The organism is Parasphingorhabdus sp. (assembly GCF_965233695.1).
Taxonomy (GTDB): domain Bacteria; phylum Pseudomonadota; class Alphaproteobacteria; order Sphingomonadales; family Sphingomonadaceae; genus Parasphingorhabdus.
The window spans coordinates 67,741-90,655 of sequence record NZ_OZ247497.1 but is presented as its reverse complement, the minus strand read 5'-3'; the positions used below and the strand labels follow the sequence as shown (position 1 = coordinate 90,655).

Here is a 22,915-nt window from a genome sequence, read left to right as displayed (position 1 = left end):
GAGGTCAACATGGCAGAAACAAATCCAGAAGAAAAAAAACCCAAAAAGAAAAAGGGTAAGATGAAAGGCATTATTGTCGGTCTGGTTGCCGTTGCTGTGCTCGGCGGTGGTGGTGCCGCGGCTGGATTCTATGTCGCTGGCATAATGGGCGGTGAAGGTGATGAGCCGGAAGATCCCAACAAACCCAAGATCATTCTGAAAGACGGCTCGGCGGTGAGCGAAAAAGAGGCCAAGACCGCCATGCCGGATCAAGATGCCAGCAAGTTCACGATTTCCTATCATCAGATCGAGCAACCATTCACGTCCAACCTCTACAATTCGGAGAGCTTTGCCCAACTGTCGCTGGCCATTTCGACCTATTATGACGAACGGGTTTTCGAGAATGTGACAACGCATCAAATCGCCATCCGATCTGCGATCTTGATGGAGTTGGGGCAACAGAATCCGGCGGAGCTGGAAACACCCGAAGGTAAGGTTCTGCTCAAGAAAAAATTGCGGGATGTCATCAACGCCACCTTGCGTGAAAAAAGCGGGTTTGGCGGGATTGAGGATGTCTATTTTACCAGCCTGGTAATCCAGTAAGCAACACAGAAGGCCACGGTCATGTCAAATCCAACTTCCAATCCGACCCAACCCCAAAGTGATGACGAGGCAAAAGCTCATCCTCCTGTCGAGCATAGCTTGCTGAGGAAAAGCGGACCCGACGAGATGCTTTTGGCGATCTATCAAAAGGTCGAGAAAAAACTCCCCGGCCGGTTGCAGAACCGCCTGAACGATACCATTGGAAGCGAAGTCGCACTGGAAATGGCCGGCAGTGACAGCCTGGTATTTACCGATTGGCATGCCGCACAGGAAACAGATTCTGTCTACCTGCAATTCCAGTTCGGCGTTTCAGCAACACCGATATGGGTTCGTGTTTCCCGCTTGTTCCTGACAGCCTGTGTCGATTGCTTCTTTGGCGGAAATTTTGATGGCGAAACCTGTGCCACCGGGCACCTGACACGTTCAGAAAGGAACATGATTGACCGCCTGGCCAAAGCGATTGGCGATGGTCTTTCTGACGCTTGGTCCGTGGTGCAGGAGATAAAGATTAATTTTGCCGGATTTGTCCATGACAAAGACGATTTCGAACTGGAGCTGGATGATCCCCATGTCCTCCTGGGCTCAGCAAGAGTCGCTCTCTCGGGCCACGCGATTGAAGCAATGGACTTTATCCAGCCGATAGATGGGCTGGTATCCATTGAGCCACAACTCCATCGCCCGTTGAGCCGCGAAACAGGTGCAATTGATCCATCCTGGCAAAAATCGCTCAAGGAGTCGATGGATCAGGTTTACATGCCGGTCCGCTCTGTATTGGCCCGACCAACGATGGAATTGTCGCAGCTATCCAGTCTTTCCGTCGGAGACATTCTACCTGTGTCACCGACAGATAATGTGCCGCTGATCATTGGCGATCGCGTCTTCGCACATGGTTGCATCGGCGAACAAAATGGCGGCGTCGCCTTCCAAATCAAACATTTTTTATAGGACCAGATGATGAACGATATGACTCATGATAGCGAGGCTCTGGGAGCCGCAGAACCAGCTGGCGTAAGCATTAGCCAGCCACAGGATCACTACGCGTTTCTCGCTGATATCAAGGTCCGGCTCTCGGTAGAAGTCGGCAGTGTATCGATGACTGTTTCAGAGATAATGGACCTTCGGGAAGGCTCTATCGTCGAGCTGGATCGTCAGGTCGACCAGCTGATTGACATCAATGTCAACGGAACACTGGTTGCGCGCGGTGAGGTTGTTCCGGTCAAGAATAAATTCGGCGTACGCATTGCAGAAATTGTATCGAACGGGATGGCTCGCGCGCGGGTTGAAAGGCGCAGCTGATGACCTTCTATATTGTCAAATTGCTGATCATGCTGCCGCTGATCGGGCTAATGATTTACGGGTCCCTGTGGCTTTATCGCAAATATCAACCGCAATCGATGATGCGCGCCAAAACAGGCAGCCTCAACATAGTCGAGGTGCACCCGATAGGTGTGAACAACAAACTGGCCGTGGTGGAATTTGAAGGACGCAAAATTCTTCTCTCCGTCACTCGCAATGGCGTCGCAAAGATTGATGGGAAAAATGCAGATTAATTTTAGATATATCTGGGCATTTGTTGCCCTGGCGGCATCCCTGCTTGTTGCGGATCCGGCCTTCGCGCAAGCCCCGGCCGCCGTCCCTCCGCCAGGTGCGTCTGCGGCATTGGAACGGGCTTTGGACGATGTATCGGGAGACGGGCAACCGTTGAGCGTCACGTTGCAGATCCTCATCGTCATGGGGCTGTTGACGATATTACCGTCCCTTGTTCTCATGATGACCAGTTTTACGCGGATCATCATCGTATTATCGATATTGCGGCATGCCTTGGGTTTGCAACAGACACCGCCTAACCAGGTGCTGATCGGTCTGTCCCTGTTTCTTTCGATGTTTGTCATGGCGCCGAGTATTGAACAGATAAACCAGCAGGCGATTGAACCCTATTCGGCCGATGACATTACGCTGACCGAGGCAATCGATCGCTCGGGTAAGGTTATGCACAGCTTCATGGCGAAACAGACCCGTCAAAGCGACCTCAGACTATTCATGGATCTTGCCGACGAGGATAGCTTCGAAACCACAGAAGACATCCCGTTTTCGATCATGCTGCCGGCATTTGTAACAAGCGAACTCAAGACCGCATTCCAGATCGGTTTTCTTATATTCCTGCCCTTCCTGATTATCGATCTCGTGGTCGCGGCGGTGCTGATGGCATTGGGTATGATGATGCTGTCGCCAGTGATCATATCGATGCCTTTCAAACTGTTATTGTTCGTTCTGGTTGATGGCTGGGCCTTGACCATGGGTTCTCTCGCAGCCTCGTTTGCGACCTAGACCATGACCGACAATACCGACTTTTTTGTAGGCATAGCCCAGCAGGCCTTGTGGATTACCGCCCTTGCGGCTGCGCCGCTGCTCATTCCGGCGCTTCTTGTCGGTCTTTTGCTGGGCATGGTGCAGGCGGCTACATCGATTAACGAGCAAACACTCAGCTTTGTTCCAAAACTCGTCATCGTAGCTGTTGTTGCCGCTTTATTTGGCGGATCCATTCTGGTGCTGATCGTCGATTTCACCAAAGAAATCTTTGACCGCATACCGGATCTGCTGTTGTGATCGCGCCGGGCTTTGCAGAGGTAGAGGCGCAACTCTGGATGTGGATGATGGCCATGATCCGGCCCGGTGCAGCCATGGTTGTGACACCCATTTTCGGGGCCGCAAATGTTCCCATTCAAATCCGCATCATTTTGGCTTTCATGATTGGCATGGTGGCAACGAATAGTGCCAGTTTCGATTTACCGGCTGACACCGCCATCAGCCTGAGCAACATGATCTTTGTCTTGGGTGAGGTGTTGGTTGGTGTGGCAATCGGTTTCGCGCTGCAGCTGGGATATTCCAGTGTTGTTATTGCCGGGGAAACCATCAGCAATGCCATGGGTCTGGGTTTTGCAAGCATGTCCGACCCACAGACCGGACAGTCGACACCGGTGATTGGCCAGTTTCTGACGATCCTGGCAACTTTGCTGTTGCTGGCGATTGACGGTCATCTGCTGTTGCTTGCGGTGATTGTCGAAAGCTATTCCGCGCTTCCCCCCGGATATGCATTTCTGGGCGCAGATATCGCCTGGGGTATCGTGCAGTTTGGCGGTGCTTTATTTTCGATGGGCTTGCTGATCGCTCTTCCTGTCGGCGGTGCGCTGGTGCTTATACAGCTCACCATGGGTTTTCTGGCCCGCACCGCGCCGGCATTGAATCTTTTTGCTGTCGGTATTCCGGTGACGATTTGTTCAGGTCTGGTGTTGCTCGCCATTACAGCCCCGATCATGGCGGACACGATCGTGCGTTCGCTGACCATGGGGCTTGAGCAGGCGACCTTGATTGCGGGAGGGAAATAGTGGCTGAAGAAGCGCAAAGTGGCGGCGAAAAGACCGAAGCAGCAACCCCCAAGAAGCTGAAGGACAGCGCGGAAAAAGGCGACGTCCTTAAGTCCCAGGACCTTGGCGGCGCGATGGTCATTTTTGTTGGTACGGCAGCGCTTTTCACATTTGGCGGCACGCTTTTTCAGGCACTGGCAGATATGCTGTCCAGTGCACTGGTATTTGATAGCAGAGACCTTGAAATGTATGACATAGGCGGGCGCAGTTCTTCGCTGGTATCCAGTCTGCTGCCCGAGTTTATGAGTCTTTTTGCGGTTTTGCTGGCGGCGGCCATTGCGACACCGGCGATGCTGGGTTCTCTGGGTTTTCGCTGGTCGGCCATGAAACCCAAGCCATCAAAGATGGACCCGATAAAGGGCATGGGGAAAATTTTCGGCACCAATGGCCTGATGGAATTGGGTAAATCGATCATGAAGGTGCTGCTGATCGGGACGGTGGGCGGCGTAATCATGTTTACCCATCTGGGTGATCTGGCACAGCTTGGCGCGCAGGATTTGACGATCGCGGTCGGGAGCTATGCCTCCCTTTTCATGAAGCTGCTGGTCGGGATAACGATCAGCCTCATGTTGATCGCGATGATCGACGTGCCAATCCAGATATTCCAGCGCGGCAAGCGTCTGAAAATGACAAAACAGGAAGTGAAAGACGAGTATAAACAGACCGAAGGTTCACCGGACACGCGCGCGATTCAGCGGCAACGGCGTAGCGAAATGCTGAACGATTCAACCCGCAAGGCGGTCGCCGATGCAACGGTAATATTGGTCAACCCGACCCATTTTGCGGTGGCATTGCGATATGATCGGGATCAGGATTATGCGCCGGTTGTATTGGGTAAAGGCTGTGATTCTATCGCTCTGGCCATGCGTGACATGGCGGGTGAAGTCGGAACGCCGGTCATGGAATATCCCGAACTGACCCGGTCGATATATTTCACCTCGGATGTTGGAGAGGTCGTTGATGACCGTCTCTATGCCCCGATTGCCGCGATATTGAGTTTCCTCATCCAGCTGGATGCCAAACTGGTCAGTCCGCTGAACAGACCGAGACTGAATCTGCCCGACGACATGCAATTCGCCGCAGATGGCAGCAGGCTGGCATGATGAAAAAATCGATCACCCCCTTAATCCGTTCTGAAGCCGGCCGTCTATCACCCGAAAGGTGAAATAACTATGTTCTCAAATGTCATAAACAGCATAGGTGCCGGCTCTGGGCTTAACAGTGCGCAGTTGGTGGATGACCTTGTCGCGGCATCGACCGGCGTCAAACTGGGGCAGCTTAACCAGCGCGATCAGCTGAACAGTACACGAATATCCGCGATGGCAGCAACTGCTTCGGCTTTGACCACATTTGCTGAGGCCGTCAAAGAAACCTTGAACGGGCAGGGCTTTGTTGGCGATTTGATATCGACCAGAACGGAATTGGCCAATGCAACGGTGGTTGAAGGTGGCCGGCCGGAAGGTTTGCCAGCGACTCTCGAAGTTGTGCAACTCGCTTCGGCGCAGCGGGAAATGTCTGCTGTTTACGCAAGTGCATCGGACGCCGTGGGCGAACGCACTTTAACAATAAACAATAGCGGCGGCAGTTTCGACATTGTGATCGACAGTTCGAACAACAGTCTCGCCGGGCTGCGAGATGCGATCAATGCCAGCAATAGCGGTGTCACAGCTTCCATCATCACCGATAAAGCCGGCGCACGTCTGGTGATGGAATCCGAGGAAGGTGTCGATAATGCCTTCACCCTTGCAGACGCTCCAGCTGGCGGCCCTATCCTGGGCGTACCGCTGACTTTCGATAATATCGCCCTCGCAGGTGACAGCATCATAAGGGTGGATGGCATCGAGCTAACCAATAGCAGCAATTCGGTGTCCGGCGCCATCCCTGGCGTGGAGCTCTCGTTGCTGACAGCAGAGCCGGGTACCAGTTTCACGATAAACGGCGATTCTGAACCGCTTGATGTCCGCAGTTTGGTGACCGAATTTGTATCCGCCTATAATGATCTGCGTTCCTCCCTGAACGACGCGACCGCACCCGGACTTGCTGGAGCGAGTGGCGGGCCACTGGCGGGCGACCGCGGCGCGAGAGAGGTGATCCGGCAGCTCAGTCAACTGACGTCGACCCGATTAAGCGATACAGGCGATTTCAACACTTTGGCAGATATTGGTGTCAGAACGGAAAGTGATGGTACCTTGAGTATCGACGAGACCAGGTTGGACGCGGCGCTTGAACTTGACTCCGGCGCTGTCAAACTGATGCTGGAACCGGCGATTGTGACGGATACAAATGTTGGCCTTTCCGGTGCGTTGGACAAAATATCCAGCCTCTTGCAGGATGAAAACGGCGCTCTTGCACAAGCACAGGAGCGCCTGGATGCAATCCGCGAGTCCATTGCCGAACGGCGCGTCAAGATTACGGATGAGGGTGATCGCCTGCGCGAACAATTGGAAGGCACATTCGCCGGCCTTGAGCGTCAGCTTTCCGTCCTGCGGGCTACTCAATCCTATGTCGAACAGCAATTCGCATCTTTTGATGATAATAACTGACTTTAGAAAGCAATAGAGAATGACATTCCAATCCAATATTCGCCGCGCATCCAGCTACAAGTCTATTCATAAAAATAGCCGCGTGCTGTCTGCCGATCCTTATGATCTGGTCGCGGTGCTGTTTGCAGAGCTGCGCGACAGTCTGGATCTGATGATTGAGAGCGCTCGCCGGAATGACAAGGGCAGAATGTTCGAATGTCGGGCAAAAGCATTGTCTATTCTGAATGGACTGGATGAATCGCTTGATTTTGAAGCCGCCGGGGATCTCGCCCAAACGCTGCATACTATTTATGCGGAAGCGGCACGACGCATTCAGGCGGACATCGGTGTATCGTTTATCGAACGGGTCGAGTCAGCGCGTGAGATGCTGCATGAGATCGAAAAGGCCTGGATGGCAATTTCACCCAAAGTGCAACAGGCCGGAGCGTTGCGACAGGCCGGTTAAAAACTGGGAACCAGTGCGGCATTGTCTGCAAAAGTCTTATCGAGCTTATGTTTGCGCATTTTATCGATAAAAGTCGTGCGCTTGATATTGATCGAGCGCGCTGCTTTTGACACGACGCCATGCGATGTTTCAAGCGCATGCATGATGATCCGGCGTTCCTCGCTTTGCAGATGTGCATTGAGATCAACGACATCGCTCTTTTGTTGGCCGAGGGCAGACGACATCATGCCCGCAAAGGGAGTTTCGTGGGCCATATTCGGGAAGCGGTCTGTTACCTGCGGCTGTTCCGCCATGGCAGGCGCTTCATAATTGGTGATCGGCTGAACGTTAGCGCTGGGAACAGCGGGTGCGATATCCGATAGCATCAGGGCAGCAATATCACGTGCCTGAACAGGTTGACCGGCAAAAAATACGGTTGCGCGCTCAACAACGTTGCGCAGCTCACGGACATTTCCTGGCCAATCATAGCCCTGAAGCGCCGCATAGGCTTCGGCCGTAAAGATCGGTGAGGGGATATCATTGGTCTGATGCTTGAGGAAATGCTCAACCAGTGCCGGAATATCCTCGGTGCGCTCGTTCAGGGCAGGCACTTCGATTGGAACAACACAAAGCCGGTAAAAAAGATCTTCGCGAAAAGATCCGCGCTGGATCGCTGCGCCAAGATTTTTATGCGAAGCGGCGATGACCCGGACATCGATGGGGATATTCTGGTTGCCACCGACGCGGTTGACAATGCGCGATTCCAGGACCCGCAACAGTTTAACCTGCATGTTCAGGGGCATGTCACCAATTTCGTCGAGAAAGATTGTGCCGCTGTTGGACTGTTCAAACAGGCCAACATGCTGTTTGAAAGCGCCAGTAAAGCTGCCCTTTTCGTGGCCGAATAGTTCCGATTCAATCAACTGCTCGGGCAGGGCGCCGCAGTTGACCGTGATGTTAGGTGCATCGGCGCGTTGTGAAATCGTGTGGATGGCATCCGCCACGACTTCCTTACCGCTACCGGAAGGACCGGAAATCATAATCGAGGAATTGCAACGCCCGGCGAATTTTACCAGCATCCGCAGTTGCTGCATTTTCGGACTATCGCCGATCAACTTAGCGGCAAGCAGCGTTTCTATATTTGCGTCGTTCATTAAACTACCCAGATAACTAACCACAATATCCGGCAAAGCCGGGGAGAGGTGGTTCGAAGATCCCGCAATCTTCGAACCGTCACCTGGTAAATTCACAAATGAACAAAGATGGTTAAGGTCGGGTTAACTGAATTGGAGAGTATTCGAAAAATAGGCCGGTGATCGTTCCGCAACGGCGAAAAAGCGGGTTTTATCAAGCCAGATTTTGCAGAACTTTCGAGATTTTATCCCTGCAAATTTCCGAAGTTGAAATGAATATCATCCGGTTGTCTGATGGATTGGGCGACTTTTCAAGAAGCCCTTCCTCGACCATTACGTTAATATATCTCATCGCCGTGGTCATCGGAATGCCTGAGCTATGGGCAATGGAAGAGACCGTGATCTGCTCGCGTTTGAGATCGCAAATGTAAATATCAAGGCACATGTTCCAGCATGAATCTGAAAATAGTCCAGTGCCAAGATCCAGTGTTTTTGTCTTGAAGCGGCTCCATCGAAGCATCGTCTCAGCCCGGCCAACCAGTCCCTGTTGACCAAGTTCATCGCTTAATGAGGCGGTTTCAGAAGAGGTCGGATTGTCGGAAACAGCGGCAATATTTTTGAGTGTGTCAATCTTTTCGCTCGCAACGGCCAAAGCTGCTTTGATAGCGGCAATCTCGACGCTCAATTCATCCATCTAGCCTCCGTCAGGTCATATCATGACCGTTTATAACAAGGACCCTTTATATGGTTTACACCTTTTTACTATGACGTAAACCTTTGGAAGCCGAATTTCTTAAGAAAAAAATTAGTCCGGATAATGTAATGCATTGTAAAAAATATCAGTCACTTCCGGTATATTTCCCAGCAATGTAAAGCTGGTTTGGAGAATAGAGGAAGCGGAGCGGGGAAACAGGTTCGCGCTCGCCTTGCGGGCAATGCCTGATATGGCGGTTAGCAGGTCTAAACAGCCTCCAGCAACCGGTCCTCTGCCTGCCTTTTCCACATCTCGGCATAAAGACCTTCTTTCGCAAGCAAGCTGCGGTGATCCCCTCGCTCGGCAATTTTGCCTTCGTTGAGAACGATAATTTCATCGGCATGAATGATGGTTGATAATCGGTGCGCGATGATAAGCGTGGTGCGCTGTTCCGAGATTTTCGCCAGGGTGGCCTGTATCTCGTCTTCGGTCCGGCTGTCGAGTGCAGATGTCGCCTCGTCCAATATCAGGATCGGCGGATTTTTGAGCAAGGTCCGTGCTATCGCAACCCGCTGCTTTTCCCCGCCAGACAGTTTTAATCCGCGCTCACCAACCTGCGTGTCATATCCGTGGGGGAGCTTGGCGATGAAACCATCCAGCGCCGCCCCGCGTGCCGCGTCTTCGATTTCCGCCTGGGTCGCGCCTTCGCGGCCATAACCGATATTATATCCTATTGTGTCGTTAAACAGTACACTGTCCTGCGGGACAATGCCGATGGCTCCGCGCAGACTATGCTGGGTAACGTTGGCGATGTCCTGCCCGTCAATCAAAATCCTTCCAGCTTGAGGATCGTAAAAGCGAAATAGCAGCCGCGCGAGCGTGGATTTACCGGCGCCGGACGGTCCGACAATGGCCAAGGTGCCATCGGGCGGTACCGCAAAGCTCAAGCCATGCAATATCGCGCGATCTTCATCATAAGCGAAAGCAACATCCTCGAACGCGACCTGACCCGTACTGACTTGCAATGCTATTGCACCAGGCTTGTCGCGTATTTCCGGGTCGGTGTCGATCAGCTTGAACATGGCATCCATGTCGACCAGACCCTGTCGAATGGTGCGGTAAACCATGCCGAGGAGGTCCAGCGGCCGGAATAATTGCATCAGCAGTGCGTTGACCAGCACAAGATCACCGACGGTAAGCTGACCCTGACTCCACCCATAAACACTGTAACTCATCGCCCCGAACATGGTGAGATTGGTGATGATTGATTGACCGATGTTCAGCATGCCGAGCGAATTTTCGGATTTGACGGCGGCATTGGCCCAATCCTGCATAGCCTGATTATAACGCCGGCCCTCACGCTCTTCGGCGGTGAAATATTTCACTGTTTCGTAGTTGAGCAGCGCATCGACCGAGCGCCCGATGGCCCGCGTATCCATATCATTCATTTCCGCACGCAGCGCGTTGCGCCAGTCGGTCACCTTGCGGGTGAAGGTGATATAGATGGCGACCATCGCGATGGTCGCCGCGACCAGGCCAAAGCCGAATTTGACCTGGAAAATGATCAGCACCGCGATCAGCTCGATCAGCGTCGGGGCAATATTGAACAGCAGGAAATAGAGCATGATGTCGATGCTCTTGGTTCCGCGCTCGATGACTTTCGTGATTTCCCCGGTGCGCCGGCCCAGATGAAAGCGCAGTGAGAGCTGGTGCAAATGCGTGAATACATTGGTCGCCAGATGACGTGCGGCTTCCTGCCCGACTTTCTCGAACACAATATTGCGCAAATTGTCGAACATCACCTGACCAAAACGCGCAAGGCCATAGGCGGCAACCAGGGCGAACAGCACGGTCAACGCCGCTTCGGTACCAGCCGTCATGCCATCGACCACCGCCTTATAAGCGAAGGGCATGGAGAGCACCGCCGCCTTTGCACAAAGCACCAGAATGCCAGCGATGACAATCCGCAGGCGCAACATGGGTTCATCCTTTGGCCATAAATAGGGCAAGAAGCGCTTGAGCGTCGGGATCATTGGCGGGTCGACCTGACCCTTGGTGCTGTAATCTGGTGGCATTCCTTGGATGTAAGGATGCTACGAGCAATTGTCTATGCGCGGTGCTCTGCGGCTTTAGAAACTGCCGCTGATGGTCAATCGGTAAATGAGGCCAAATTTTCGTGTCCGATTTTCAACAAACCCGACAGGACCATTGCGGCGCCCGCGGGTAAACTCCCGGGTAACGGGATCCAACGTGCCATAGGCGGTGCGCACAAAACGTTCGCCGCGGTCAAAAAGATTGCCGAGATTGGCATTGACTGTCAGGCCAAGAACATCCTTGTGCTCGACGAAAATCCAGGAATAGGGCGCACGGGTGTCGAAATCCGCTATTTGATCAAGGCGGATATTACCGACATCGTCAAAATCCTCGATGCCAGCGCCCCAAGCCCAGTTTGAGTTGGGAATATCGTGACGCAGACTGATTTCATAGCTGTAGATGTCATCCTGCCCGATCCGTCTGTTAAACCCGGTAAGCGGATCGCGCACGCTGCTTTTGACGGCCTCGGCCTCAATATCAATTTTTGCGCCCTGCCAGCCGATCGGGTCGAGCAACAGGGTAGAGATCAAACCGATACCGTAGCGATCCGCGCTGTCGAGATTTCCGCGTGCTTCGGCAGTGGGGCTGATCGGAACGGTATCGACAATATCGCTGATTTTCTCTCCGAACAGGGTCACGGTGGCAGAGCCGAATGCGCCGAGATTTTTGGTCGCCTCCAGTTCCGCGCGCCATTTTTGCGGTGGTACCAGATCGGGGTTGCCGGAATCGATCACGTCATTCGACACTTCCACCGAAGCAATGAAGTCGAAAAAGTCGAGCTGGTCGACTTCGCGTGATAGTTTCAGGCTAAGATCAAAATCATCCGCCGGTTTCCAGGCAAAGGCAACGGATCCCTTGGGCCGCACAAACGAACGCCGCTGATCGCCCTGGCTGATCTCGCTATATTCGCCGCCCAGAGCCGCCTGCAATGTTAGATTGTCCGATAGAGAGCGGCCATATGTAGTTATTAATTCAGCTCTTTTTTCTTCCACCTTGGTGTTGGAATTGTCCAGGTCACCACCGGATAACTGGGCTTCGCTTTCCAGGAAATTATAGGCGCCTTCCAGACTGACACCCCAGTCCGTGCCACCAGCGGTTTTCCAGCCATATTCGGCACGCAGCACCGATTCTCCTTCATCAACCGTGCGGTCAAATTCGCTGATAAAAGGCGGCGTTACACCATCGGTGAAAGTGCGGCTAAAAAAATCGCGGGTGGGACTATGTTCCAGCCGTTGCAAACCGATGAGTTTCAGGCGGCCGCCGCCCAGATCAAACTCGTAATCCGCACTAAACTCGGCATTCCACTCGCGCTCCCGGCCCGTGAACAGCTCGATTATGTCGTCACTGCCCGCTTCTGTCCGCAACGTGTCGACACGCTCGCTAAAATGGTTGAGACCAAATTCACCGGTGATGTTGAACATCTCGCCGGCCGCACTGGTGCTACTGTAAGAGGCGTTGATCGAAGGACGGTCTCCGCGCGTACGGGCTATTTCGTCACGCATGAACAGCAGGTCCCCTGATCCGTTTATAACCCGCTCCGGTCCCTGCGCGCCGTTGCGAAAGGCGTCATTCTCGATGGCCAAGGTAAAATCGCCCTTGAACAGCTTGCCGCTGATCGATGCTTCTCCAGCAAACCAGTTATTACCGGCGCGGCGCCATTGTGGCCGCCATTTGAAATTGCCGGTAATCCCGGTTGCCTGGTCGGTATTGGTAACCACATTGAGCACTTGGCCGGAAAGCCCCGAAATACTCAGCGTCGCGCCGTCGACAATTTCAACCCGCAAGACATTGGTTGCCGATATGCGACCCAGTACAGTGAAAGCATCATTATTTTTTCCGGCGATGCGGGCACCATTGATCAGCACATTCTCATCTGCCTGACCCAGGCCGCGCGCATCGTCATCGCCCGTATCAATAATGAAGCCGGGGACCTGTCTGGCTATGTCGAGCGCGGTGCGTGGATTAAATCGGCTAAATTGGTTGGCATCGTAAATTTGACGGCCATTTTCGACGCGGGGTTGCAGATTACCATTGATCGCAGTTGGCTCGGTTTGCGCAGATGCACTGGACGGTATTGTCCAGGCCGTCATGATAGCACAGGCCGCAACAGTCGCAGACAACGCGTTAAATTTGATCAAGATAATGCCTCCCCCTCGTTTGGAACGATACCATATGCCGTTCGCTTCGTTCGTGCCCGTTTGCTATGGTTGGTTGGTTGCAGGTGATACTGGCTTTCGACAAACTACATTTGTAGTCGGATCAACAGCTTTACTTCCGCCTTCGACGCGGTTCTCCTTAAAGCGACAGTGTATTAATGTTTGTTTGAGAAGAGTACATAGGCGCCCGCGCCATTCGCCAAGGTGTAGATTCCATAAAAGATTACAGCGCTAAGCATTCCGAGATTGGCGAAAATCAAAGCGGCGGTTAGCATGAAAAATTCCAATATATAGCTGCCATAGGGGCCCAGCAATTTTGAAAAGCTGCCGCGTGCCTCGGTAATCATCGGGTGATCGCTCTCCATCATCGCCTTGTGCATGGCAAAGTTTCCGATCCCGCAGATGAAAATGATAAAAACATACATATTTCTTATATAGGTGTTTCGGACAGGATTGTCATTTGCTGCTGGCGATAAATTCGCCAAGGTGGTTTTCATGTGACAGTCCGGAGCCGTTGGGAGGATGTAATGGAATTTTCAGGCAAGACAGTTGTGATTACCGGTGGAGCAACCGGCATAGGTTATGCGTTGGCGAAGCAGATGGGTGGGGCGGGCGCCCGGATCATCCTGTTCGAGCCAAGGGAAAAGTGCTTGCAGGAGGCCCTTAACAGCCTGTCGGATATGGGCATCGACGCCAAATATCATGTTGGAGATGTGGCAGAACCGGACGACATCGCAGCATTGGCCGATTTTGCCTGGGCCGAAAATGGCCGGGCTGACATGTTGATCAACAATGCCGGGATTGGCGGCTCGATGAAATCGGTGATCAAGACTGATCCCGAAGAGGCGCGGCGGATATTCGAGGTCAATTTCTGGGGCATGTGGAACGGCATTTCGGAATTTGGTCGGCGGTTTCTTGCGGAGGAGAAGCCATCCGCCATCTATTCGGTGGCATCGGAAAATTCCCTGTTCAATGCCTTCCCATTTGGCGGCGGGGCCTATGTCGCCAGCAAACACGCCATTTTCGGCCTGATGGACGTGCTCCGCCGGGAAGCGCCAGAGTGGCTTACCACCGGAGTCATCATTCCCGGCTGGGTGCAATCGGAATTGTCGGATTTCAATCGCACAGCACCAGCGGCCATGGATGTTGATGAATATGCCGCCATCATCGCGCCGCAGATTGAGGCAGGCGAATATTATGTCGTCAGCCATGGCTATAATGTTGTTCGGTTCGACGAGCGCTATGACGAGATGAAAGCCGCGTTTGCAGAATATGCACCGCGCGAAGAGGGCGATGACCAATATGATGTACAAAAATTTGTCGCGAAGATGCAGAGCTGATGGATATTGAGCTTCCCGATCCTATCAGGCGAGCGGATCCCGGCGATTGGAGAAAACTTGCCGATATCACCGCCGAAGCCTTTGCCGAAGACCCGGTTAACAACTGGCTGTTCGGCAGCCAGGCGGCCATCCGCGCTTCCTTTCGGGCGCTGGCAAGGGACATCTATATACGCGAAGGCTTTTGCCATCTCGCTGGCGACGACGGCGCGACCATGTGGCTCGGCCCCGGCCAAAGCGGCGACATGGGTGCCATCGCCACGGCCCGGTTCGCACTTGCGCAGCTGATCCACGGCAGCATTGGCGGCCTCAAGCGGGCGATGCACGCAGGTGAGATCATGGCAGACCATCATCCGCGCGAACCGCATTGCTATCTGTTTACCATTGGCACGCGGCAATCTGCCCGCGGGAAGGGCCTAGGCAAGACATTGCTGGCGCCTGTTCTGCAGGCCTGCGATGCGCAGGCTATTCCCTGCTATCTGGAGAACAGCAACCCGGACAATCATGGCTTCTATGCGCATCACGGATTCGCGCGGAAAGAGATTTTTGCTTGCGGAGAGGGCGGTCCGCCTTTGGAGGCCATGTGGCGGGAACCGCAATAAGCAGCCGCCGCTTTTAGAGCGTGGAGGCCAGCGCCATGATGACGCCGATGCCGACGAGCAAAATTCCGGCCAACTCCCGTTGGCTCAGGGGTTCCTTCAGATAGAACCGTCCAAAGCCCAGCGTATATAAAATCTGCGTCTGGCCAACGATCCCGACCAACGCAACCGGCGCGTGGGCATAGGCAATGAACCAGCCCGCGGATGCTGTTGCCGCCAGCACACCCACTTGCGCCGTCACACGCCAACGGACCAGCATGGCGCGAAACTGGTCCGGTTCGCGGATGATAACGTAAAGTCCTTGCATCAAAGCCTGAAAGCCTAGGACGGCGGTGAGCACGATCAGCCCGGCATAGGTGCGCTCTACATCGGGCACTGCGTTGGCCGATTGTTTGATGAAGATGGCGGTCAGCGCAAAGAGAAAGCCGGCGCTGAGGCCCGTCAGCGCCGCCGGTTGTTTCAGGCCGCGCAGCCATTGCAACAATCCTCTTGCGCCGCCTTCGACCGACACCGACAATATGCCGAGAAACGCGATCCCGATGCCCAGCCATGCCAGCGGTGCCAGAGTTTCCCCAAGGATCAACCAACCGAGAAACGCGACGATCAAAGTCTCGACCTTCATATAGGCCGTACCGCTGACCAAGTTACGAAATCCGAAGGACATGATGATCAGGTTCGTCGCCAGCATCTGCGCAAATCCGGCGGCCCATGCGAACCACCAGAAGGATGCGTCCAGCGGGGGGAGGGTGCTCCGTCCGGTCGCCGCCATATAGCTGGCAAGCATCGCGCAGGCGATCGGCCAGCCAAAGAAGAAGCGCGACAGCGCAGCAGCGTTGACCGACATTTCGGCGCGGATGCGTTGCTGCACGGCCATGCGCCAGGCCAGGAACAAGGCGGCCAGCAGGGCTGCGGGGATCCAGATCGGAAATGTCAAAGAGGTCGCGCGTCCACGGTATCGGCTAGAAAATCGAGTATTTTCTGCGGTGTGCCGGGATCTTCTGGCGGATCATTGCGGGTTTTGTAGGCGGCGGTCAGGCCGATGGCGAGCATGATTGCCGGTATTCCCGAGAAGAAGAGATTGAAGAAAAGCGGTGCCTCATCGACGAACCACAATAGCAGCGAGAACAGGAAGAACGTGCCCACAAAGCCATTCCAGAACAGGAAAAACGGCATGGCTTTCCCCTGACGGATCGTACCTTCGATCAGTGTGCCGCCGTCATGTTCGCGCATCTTGGCTTTCAGATTGGGTTCTCCGCCATTTTGAAAACCCGGCCGCCGAAAAGTGAGAAACATTTTCCGTTCGGTTCCATTACCAAAGACATGGCGGTCCTTGCGCTTCTTCCGGCGCTTCATCTCCGCTTTCAGTTTTTCAGCAAGCGGGATCGGATCCATTGGGGAAAAGAGTGTGATATCTTCCTTCATAAAGAAAGCCGATCAAACCCCTTCGAGCAGCTTCTCTTTCTTGATCTTCTCCTGCCAGACCAGAGGCGCGAGATGGTGGACGCTTTGCCCTTCGGCATCGACGGCAACAGTCACCGGCATGTCCTGCACCTCAAACTCGTAAATCGCCTCCATGCCGAGATCTTCAAAGCCGACGACCTTGGACCCCTTGATCGCGCGGCTGACCAGATAGGCGCTGCCGCCGACCGCCATCAGATAGGCGCTCTTATGCTTCTTGATCGAGCCGACTGTATCGAGCCCGCGCTCGGCTTTGCCGACCATTGCGAGCAGGCCCTGTTCCAGCATCATGTCGGTAAATTTGTCCATCCGCGTGGCGGTGGTGGGGCCAGCCGGGCCGACCACTTCCTCGCCGACCGGATCAACGGGACCGACATAATAGATGACGCGGCCTTTGAATTCGACCGGCAGCTGCTCGCCCTTGTCGAGCATATCCTTGATCCGTTTATGCGCGGCATCGCGGCCGGTCAGCATTTTTCCGTTGAGCAGCAGCCGGTCGCCATGTTTCCATGTTGCGACTTCGGCGGCGTCGAGCTTGTCGAGATGAACCCGCTTGGCTTCTGCGGATGGCGTCCAGTTCACATCGGGCCACTCGTCCAGTTTCGGTTGTTCGAGATAGGCGGGACCGCTGCCGTCCAGCGTGAAATGGGCATGGCGCGTGGCGGCGCAATTGGGGATCATTGCCACCGGCTTGCCTGCCGCGTGGCACGGCCAGTCGTTGATCTTCACGTCGAGAATGGTCGACAATCCGCCCAATCCCTGCGCACCGATGCCGAGCGCATTGACCTTGTCAAAAATTTCGATGCGCAATTCTTCTATATCGCTGCGCGGGCCACGTTTTTTCAACTGCCCCATATCAATCGGATCCATCAGCGACTGTTTGGCAAGCAGCACCGCGCGTTCCGCCGTACCGCCAATACCGATGCCGAGCATGCCCGGCGGGCACCAGCCCGCACCCATTTGCGGGACCATGTCGAGCACCCAATCGACGATATTGTCGCTCGGGTTCATCATCTTGAATTTCGATTTATTCTCTGACCCGCCGCCCTTGGCTGCGACATCGACACTGACCTTGTCGCCCGGCACCATCTCAACATGGAGCACAGACGGTGTGTTATCTTTGGTGTTGCGCCGCGTGAAAGCCGGATCTGTGAGGATGGAGGCGCGCAGCTTGTTTTCCGGATGAAGATAGGCGCGGCGGACACCTTCATCGACAATTTCCTGCATCGACTGCGATGTTTCATCGAGCCGGCAATCCATACCCCATTTGACGAAAACGTTCACAATGCCGGTATCCTGACAAATCGGCCGGTGTCCCTCGGCGCACATCCGGCTGTTGGTCAATATCTGTGCGATGGCATCCTTGGCCGCAGGCGATTTTTCCGCCTCATAGGCTTCGCCCAGCGCCCGGATATAATCCATCGGATGATAGTAAGAGATAAATTGCAACGCGTCGGCGACGCTTTCAATCAGGTCGGCGGTTTTAATCGTGACGGTCATCATGGCTCCGGAATTGGTCTAAGGATGCGATCCGGATGCCTTTTGGCGGATATGATGAAAGTCGGCAAGTTTTTGTATGGTTTAGCGGCAAACTTCCGCGTGATCTCTGATCGGCATCAGGCGGGGATCAGCACACCGTCATAAAGCGGATCTTCCAACGCGCGTCCTGCGCCATTGGCAACACAGGTCAGGGGATCATCGGCAATCGTGACCGCAAGGCCGGTCTGCTCGGCGATATGTTCGTCAATCCGCCCGAGCAGTGCACCACCGCCGGTCAATACAATACCCTGATCGACAATATCCGCGGCCAGTTCTGGCGCTGTATTCTCAAGAGCGTTGCGTACGCTATCGGTAATCTGGCCAACAGGTTCTGCTATCGCATAGGCAATTTCGGCCTCGGTGATGATGATCTTGCGCGGCATACCCCTCACAAGGTCGCGGCCTTTAATATGCATGGTGCGCCCGTTATCGACCGGGCTGACCGCGCTGGCCATTTCATGCTTGATGGTTTCGGCCGTGGACTCGCCGATCGCCAGATTATGCTTGCGGCGGATGTGCGAGGTGATCGCGTCATCAATTCTGTCACCGCCCATCCGGCCGGAGGTGCTGTAGGCAAGTCCGCCCAGCGACAGCACCGCCACTTCGGTTGTGCCGCCACCAATATCGACAACCATCGCGCCAATCGGCTCGGCGACCGGTATGCCCGCACCGATGGCCGCTGCCATGGGTTCCTCAACGAAGAAGATGCGGGAGCCGCCTGCGTTGGATGCCGCATCGCGAATTGCCCGGCGCTGCACATTGGTTGAACCGGACGGGATACACACAGCAATATCAAAGCGTCTCAAGATGCCGGTTTTCTTGTCATGCACTTTGTGGATGAAATGCTTGATCATCTGTTCTGCGACATCCAGATCCGCGATCACGCCGTCTTTCAGGGGACGAATGACTCGAATATTATCGGGTGTTTTGCCCATCATCAATTTGGCATCGGCACCGACAGCACGCACTTTCGTTACGCCGTCATTGGTCTCCAGCGCGACAACAGAGGGTTCATTGAGCACGATCCCGCGATCCCGCTGGTAGACGAGGGTGTTGGCAGTGCCGAGGTCAATCGCAATGTCGTGCGACTGGAGCTTGAAAAAACTACGCATGATAAGTGGTACTTTTGAAAAGAAGAATCACATCTATGATGTGACATGATTGTGAATGCTAATGCTGCATGGTCAATGAACCTACGCTGTCTGGTCCAGCTGTGCTCAAAATGGGTTTGTTCCTTTACATTTGCTAATGGGATGAAGTTGGTTCAGCATCAGATGCAGACGGCAACACCTGCTGAGGAGATGATCTATGCGTATCTTCGTAACCGGCGCGTCCGGATTTGTCGGCGGCGCGGCGACCAAGGCCCTGGTAGATGTCGGGCATCAGATTACCGCAATGTCACGCAGCGAGAAATCGGACGCAGTGATCCGCGAATTAGGAGCGGAGCCGGTTCGCTGCGATCTTGAGACAGTGTCCTCCGAACATATTGGTGATGCCGAGATCATTCTGCACAGTGCGGCTTTCGTGGAGGCCTGGGGCCCCAGGGATGCCTGGTACCGCTATAATGTTCTGGGAACGCAAACAATGTTGGTTGCAGCCCAGGCGTCTGGTGTGCAGCGTTTCATCCATATCGGCACAGAGGCGGCAATCTGCCGCGGCCAGCATGTGCGCAACGCCGACGAGACAGTGCCGCTGGCCCCGGATTCACCCTATCCCTATTGCGCGACCAAGGCGCAGGCAGAACAACTTGTTCGCCGTGCCAATCGCGACGAGGCGTTTGAAACTATTGTTTTGCGTCCGCGTTTCATCTGGGGCCCTGGTGACACGACGCTGTTGCCAATGGTCGAGGCTATGGCAAAGAGCGGGAAGTGGATGTGGATTGACGATGGCAGGGCGATGACATCGACCACCCATATCGACAATCTGGTTCATGCCATTTTGTTGGCGCTGACCAATGGCCGGGCCGGCGAAGCCTATTTCATACTGGATGACGGGACGATCAGCCTGAAGGACATGATTGGCGGCATGGCGGAAGCAAGAGGGTTGTCCCTACCAGACAAATCCATCTCTTCGGGCGTCGCCGATTTCGTTGGCCGGACGTCTGAAAAGATCTGGCGGCTATTGCATTTGCAGAGCGATCCGCCGCTAACCGCACATGCCGCAATGGTGATGTCGCGGGACTGCACATTGATTGGTGCAAAGGCAGAGAAGGATCTGGGCTATCGATCGATTGTGAGTCGAAGCGATGGATTGGCGGCATTGTAATAATATTGCCCTGCTCTGAATCATTCAAACACCACATATGGTGTCACAAATGAGTCATTCACACCTGTGCATGGGTTGTGGATATTTTTTTTGTAAATTTTGACCCACCCTATTGCGTTTCGGTGAAGGCTTAGAAGGTCCACGCGTCGCTGCGCTGCAGCATGAATCGGCTGTCGACGAAGCGATTCATTTATACGACGAACAGAGTCGTTAAAATGTCATTTACCCTCTTGCATATAATTCTGATTCAGCCACTATAGGTTGTGGTTAAGCCAAGGGGGCACACCAACGTATAGTATTACTTGCCGATAACGCCGACTCGGTGGACGGCACCCTTTGGTCTAAACCGCAAGGAATTTTTTCGGGTTTTTGGGCAAAAATAAATGCCCGCCCAGGCTGTAAAAATGTTATGTTCAACGGCTCGGCCGCAAGAGATTGTCCGAGTCGAACAATACGAGAACAAATGGCCCGGTATTAAACCCAAAGCACGGCTGGTTTTCATGGCCAGTGATTGGGAATGGTTTGGTAGTTTGATTAGGGGGCTTTGATGGATTTTAGAGATAGCCGGGATGATGCCGGGAATAGTGATAGAGATATGAGTGAGAGTGAAATGGGTGCCGAAGTTTTAGACACGCCAAAAGACAAATCCAAGAGCAAGGCCAGGAAAGCACCGGTGAAAGAACCAGAGATCAGCAAGAAAGCTGCCTCTGAAGCAGCCGCGACAAAGCAAAATGACGAAAAAGAACTGAAAGCGGAGCGCGACAGCCATAGCGTCGAGAAGCGCCGGTTCAAAATTGTGCAGGATGAAGCGCGCGATGATTTGCTGACCGATTTTGGCAAGGAAACGCTGAAAGACCGCTATTTGCTTCCTGACGAGAGTTTTCAGGACCTGTTTTCGCGTGTGGCCGATGCCTATGCGGATGATCAGGAGCATGCCCAGCGGCTTTATGATTATATCTCCAAGCTCTGGTTCATGCCGGCAACGCCTGTGCTGTCCAATGGCGGCACCGGTCGTGGTTTGCCGATCTCTTGCTATCTCAACAGCGTCGATGACAGTCTTGGCGGCATCGTCAACACCTGGAACGAGAATGTCTGGCTGGCCTCCAAGGGCGGCGGCATCGGCACCTATTGGGGTGCTGTGCGCGGCATTGGCGAGCCGGTTGGCCTGAACGGCAAGACATCGGGCATCATTCCGTTCGTCCGTGTGATGGACAGCCTGACGCTGGCCATCTCTCAGGGCTCGCTGCGACGTGGTTCGGCGGCTTGCTATCTCGATATTGACCATCCGGAAATTGAAGAATTTCTTGAAATCAGAAAGCCTTCCGGTGACTTTAACCGAAAAGCTCTCAACCTGCATCACGGCGTATTGCTGACCGACGAATTTATGGAAGCGGTGCGTGATGGCCGGGAGATGGATCTGAAATCACCCAAGACCGGTGAAGTGCGCGGCACGGTTGATGCGCGCTCGCTGTTCCAGAAACTAGTCGAGACGCGTCTCGCCACGGGTGAGCCTTATATTATTTTCAACGACACGGTGAACCGGATGATGCCCAAGCATCACCGCGATCTGGGTCTGAAAGTTTCCACATCCAATCTGTGTTCCGAGATTACACTGCCGACGGGTCGCGATCATCTGGGTGAGGACAGGACGGCAGTGTGTTGCCTGTCCTCCCTAAACCTCGAAACATGGGATCAGTGGAGCGGAGAAAAGGGCTTTATCGAGGACGTCATGCGTTTCCTCGACAATGTCCTGCAGGATTATATTGACCGCGCACCCGATGAAATGGCGCGCGCCAAATATAGTGCCAGCCGCGAACGCAGTGTTGGTCTGGGCGTGATGGGCTTTCACAGCTTCCTGCAGGCCCGTGGCCTCGGCTTTGAAAGCGCGCTGGCAAAATCGTGGAATATGAAGATCTTCAAGCATATTTCAGCCAAAGCGTCCGAAGCCAGCATGATGCTCGCCAAGGAGCGCGGACCTTGTCCCGATGCGGCGGATCAGGGCGTGATGGAGCGTTTCTCCTGCAAAATGGCAATCGCGCCAACCGCGTCGATTTCGATCATCTGCGGTGGAGCCTCTGCCTGTATCGAACCGATCCCGGCGAATATCTACACGCACAAGACGCTGTCCGGCAGCTTTGTGGTCAAGAACCCGCATCTCGAAAAATTGCTGCAGGAAAAATCGAAAGACAGCACCAATGTCTGGAACAGCATTCTGGAGCAGGGCGGCAGCGTCCAGCATCTCGACTTCCTCTCGGCGGAAGAGAAAGACGCGTACAAGACCAGCTTCGAGATTGACCAGCGCTGGCTGCTTGAACTCGCCGCTGACCGCACCCCATATATTGACCAGGCGCAGTCGCTGAACCTGTTCATTCCGGCCGATGTCGACAAATGGGACCTGCTGATGCTGCACTTCCGCGCATGGGAATTGGGCATCAAGTCGCTCTATTATCTGCGCTCGAAATCGATCCAGCGCGCCGGCTTCGCCAATAACGAAGAAGCGGTGAACAGCGGCGTCGAGGCGGACAATACGCTTGACCCGAAAACGGTCGAGCTGATGACGACGCAGGGCACCACCGACTATGACGAGTGTCTGGCCTGTCAGTAAAGCCTTTGCCCACTGCCTCCTCCCTTTGCTCCTTTTGGGAGGAGGCCGTTTTCTTCAGTAA

The 22,915-nt window shown here is 54.2% G+C and carries 23 protein-coding genes; 14 read left to right on the top strand and 9 right to left on the bottom strand.

The genetic code is table 11. The features are described 5' to 3' along the window. Positions 1–9 precede the first annotated feature (9 nt). From ACO6S1_RS00375 to fliS, 10 genes are all read left to right on the top strand, one after another. A complete protein-coding gene (locus tag ACO6S1_RS00375) occupies positions 10–582 on the top strand; it encodes a flagellar basal body-associated FliL family protein (protein ID WP_422344391.1) in 573 nt (190 codons plus the stop codon). 21 nt (positions 583–603) lie between these two features. Then, positions 604–1,527: a FliM/FliN family flagellar motor switch protein gene (locus tag ACO6S1_RS00370; protein WP_422344390.1), complete on the top strand. Its 924-nt coding sequence runs from the start codon at positions 604–606 to the stop codon at positions 1,525–1,527. 6 nt (positions 1,528–1,533) lie between these two features. Beyond that, positions 1,534–1,878: a flagellar motor switch protein FliN gene (fliN, locus tag ACO6S1_RS00365; RefSeq protein WP_422344389.1), complete on the top strand. Its 345-nt coding sequence runs from the start codon at positions 1,534–1,536 to the stop codon at positions 1,876–1,878. Further along, the gene (locus tag ACO6S1_RS00360; protein WP_422344388.1) at positions 1,878–2,132 is read left to right on the top strand and encodes a flagellar biosynthetic protein FliO; all 255 of its coding nucleotides are present in this window, start codon (positions 1,878–1,880) and stop codon (positions 2,130–2,132) included. Before fliN ends, ACO6S1_RS00360 begins: the two co-directional genes overlap by 1 nt. Next, a complete protein-coding gene (fliP, locus tag ACO6S1_RS00355; RefSeq protein ID WP_422344387.1) occupies positions 2,113–2,910 on the top strand; it encodes a flagellar type III secretion system pore protein FliP in 798 nt (265 codons plus the stop codon). The genes ACO6S1_RS00360 and fliP overlap by 20 nt, the downstream gene beginning before the upstream one ends. Positions 2,911–2,913: 3 nt before the next feature. After that, positions 2,914–3,189, top strand: coding sequence for a flagellar biosynthesis protein FliQ (gene fliQ / locus ACO6S1_RS00350; protein ID WP_422344386.1), 276 nt, complete (start codon positions 2,914–2,916; stop codon positions 3,187–3,189). Beyond that, positions 3,186–3,968 carry a flagellar biosynthetic protein FliR gene (gene fliR, locus ACO6S1_RS00345; RefSeq protein ID WP_422344385.1) on the top strand — a complete coding sequence of 261 codons (783 nt, stop codon included), beginning with the start codon at positions 3,186–3,188 and terminating at the stop codon, positions 3,966–3,968. Before fliQ ends, fliR begins: the two co-directional genes overlap by 4 nt. Continuing rightward, complete coding sequence (locus ACO6S1_RS00340; RefSeq protein ID WP_422344384.1) at positions 3,968–5,110, top strand: EscU/YscU/HrcU family type III secretion system export apparatus switch protein; 1,143 nt, start codon at positions 3,968–3,970, stop codon at positions 5,108–5,110. The genes fliR and ACO6S1_RS00340 overlap by 1 nt, the downstream gene beginning before the upstream one ends. A gap of 69 nt (positions 5,111–5,179) precedes the next feature. Continuing rightward, positions 5,180–6,550 carry a flagellar filament capping protein FliD gene (fliD, locus tag ACO6S1_RS00335; RefSeq protein ID WP_422344383.1) on the top strand — a complete coding sequence of 457 codons (1,371 nt, stop codon included), beginning with the start codon at positions 5,180–5,182 and terminating at the stop codon, positions 6,548–6,550. A gap of 19 nt (positions 6,551–6,569) precedes the next feature. After that, a complete protein-coding gene (gene fliS, locus ACO6S1_RS00330) occupies positions 6,570–6,995 on the top strand; it encodes a flagellar export chaperone FliS (RefSeq protein ID WP_422344382.1) in 426 nt (141 codons plus the stop codon). Here the strand turns inward: fliS and ACO6S1_RS00325 are convergent. From ACO6S1_RS00325 to ACO6S1_RS00305, 5 genes are all read right to left on the bottom strand, one after another. Further along, the gene (locus tag ACO6S1_RS00325) at positions 6,992–8,128 is read right to left on the bottom strand and encodes a sigma-54 interaction domain-containing protein (RefSeq protein ID WP_422344381.1); all 1,137 of its coding nucleotides are present in this window, start codon (positions 8,126–8,128) and stop codon (positions 6,992–6,994) included. The genes fliS and ACO6S1_RS00325 overlap by 4 nt on opposite strands. Before the next feature lie 193 nt (positions 8,129–8,321). Continuing rightward, positions 8,322–8,801: a helix-turn-helix domain-containing protein gene (locus tag ACO6S1_RS00320; protein ID WP_422344380.1), complete on the bottom strand. Its 480-nt coding sequence runs from the start codon at positions 8,799–8,801 to the stop codon at positions 8,322–8,324. Between the two features lie 266 nt (positions 8,802–9,067). Beyond that, positions 9,068–10,876: an ABCB family ABC transporter ATP-binding protein/permease gene (locus ACO6S1_RS00315; RefSeq protein WP_422344379.1), complete on the bottom strand. Its 1,809-nt coding sequence runs from the start codon at positions 10,874–10,876 to the stop codon at positions 9,068–9,070. Positions 10,877–10,930: 54 nt separating this feature from the next. Beyond that, complete coding sequence (locus tag ACO6S1_RS00310) at positions 10,931–13,033, bottom strand: TonB-dependent receptor plug domain-containing protein (protein ID WP_422344378.1); 2,103 nt, start codon at positions 13,031–13,033, stop codon at positions 10,931–10,933. Between the two features lie 173 nt (positions 13,034–13,206). Beyond that, on the bottom strand, positions 13,207–13,548 hold the full coding sequence (locus tag ACO6S1_RS00305; RefSeq protein ID WP_422344377.1) for a hypothetical protein: 342 nt from the start codon (positions 13,546–13,548) through the stop codon (positions 13,207–13,209). 30 nt (positions 13,549–13,578) lie between these two features. On the opposite strand from ACO6S1_RS00305, the gene ACO6S1_RS00300 reads away from it, so the two are divergent. Both ACO6S1_RS00300 and ACO6S1_RS00295 read left to right on the top strand, forming a co-directional pair. Beyond that, positions 13,579–14,391, top strand: a complete 813-nt coding sequence (locus ACO6S1_RS00300; protein ID WP_422344376.1) for an SDR family NAD(P)-dependent oxidoreductase — start codon at positions 13,579–13,581, stop codon at positions 14,389–14,391. Continuing rightward, positions 14,391–14,990 carry a GNAT family N-acetyltransferase gene (locus ACO6S1_RS00295; protein WP_422344375.1) on the top strand — a complete coding sequence of 200 codons (600 nt, stop codon included), beginning with the start codon at positions 14,391–14,393 and terminating at the stop codon, positions 14,988–14,990. The genes ACO6S1_RS00300 and ACO6S1_RS00295 overlap by 1 nt, the downstream gene beginning before the upstream one ends. 13 nt (positions 14,991–15,003) lie before the next feature. Here the strand turns inward: ACO6S1_RS00295 and ACO6S1_RS00290 are convergent, their stop codons facing one another. The 4 genes from ACO6S1_RS00290 to ACO6S1_RS00275 form a co-directional block, all read right to left on the bottom strand. Then, positions 15,004–15,921 carry a DMT family transporter gene (locus tag ACO6S1_RS00290; protein WP_422344374.1) on the bottom strand — a complete coding sequence of 306 codons (918 nt, stop codon included), beginning with the start codon at positions 15,919–15,921 and terminating at the stop codon, positions 15,004–15,006. Then, positions 15,918–16,409 carry a hypothetical protein gene (locus ACO6S1_RS00285; RefSeq protein ID WP_422344373.1) on the bottom strand — a complete coding sequence of 164 codons (492 nt, stop codon included), beginning with the start codon at positions 16,407–16,409 and terminating at the stop codon, positions 15,918–15,920. Before ACO6S1_RS00285 ends, ACO6S1_RS00290 begins: the two co-directional genes overlap by 4 nt. Before the next feature lie 12 nt (positions 16,410–16,421). Further along, positions 16,422–17,945, bottom strand: coding sequence for a fumarate hydratase (locus ACO6S1_RS00280; RefSeq protein WP_422346259.1), 1,524 nt, complete (start codon positions 17,943–17,945; stop codon positions 16,422–16,424). A gap of 116 nt (positions 17,946–18,061) precedes the next feature. Then, a complete protein-coding gene (locus ACO6S1_RS00275; RefSeq protein ID WP_422344372.1) occupies positions 18,062–19,096 on the bottom strand; it encodes a rod shape-determining protein in 1,035 nt (344 codons plus the stop codon). 196 nt (positions 19,097–19,292) lie between these two features. Here ACO6S1_RS00275 and ACO6S1_RS00270 point away from each other — a divergent pair, with 196 nt between their 5' ends. Both ACO6S1_RS00270 and ACO6S1_RS00265 read left to right on the top strand, forming a co-directional pair. Beyond that, positions 19,293–20,249, top strand: coding sequence for an NAD-dependent epimerase/dehydratase family protein (locus ACO6S1_RS00270; protein ID WP_422344371.1), 957 nt, complete (start codon positions 19,293–19,295; stop codon positions 20,247–20,249). 547 nt (positions 20,250–20,796) lie between these two features. Beyond that, positions 20,797–22,854 carry a ribonucleoside-diphosphate reductase subunit alpha gene (locus ACO6S1_RS00265; protein WP_422344370.1) on the top strand — a complete coding sequence of 686 codons (2,058 nt, stop codon included), beginning with the start codon at positions 20,797–20,799 and terminating at the stop codon, positions 22,852–22,854. Positions 22,855–22,915 lie beyond the last annotated feature (61 nt).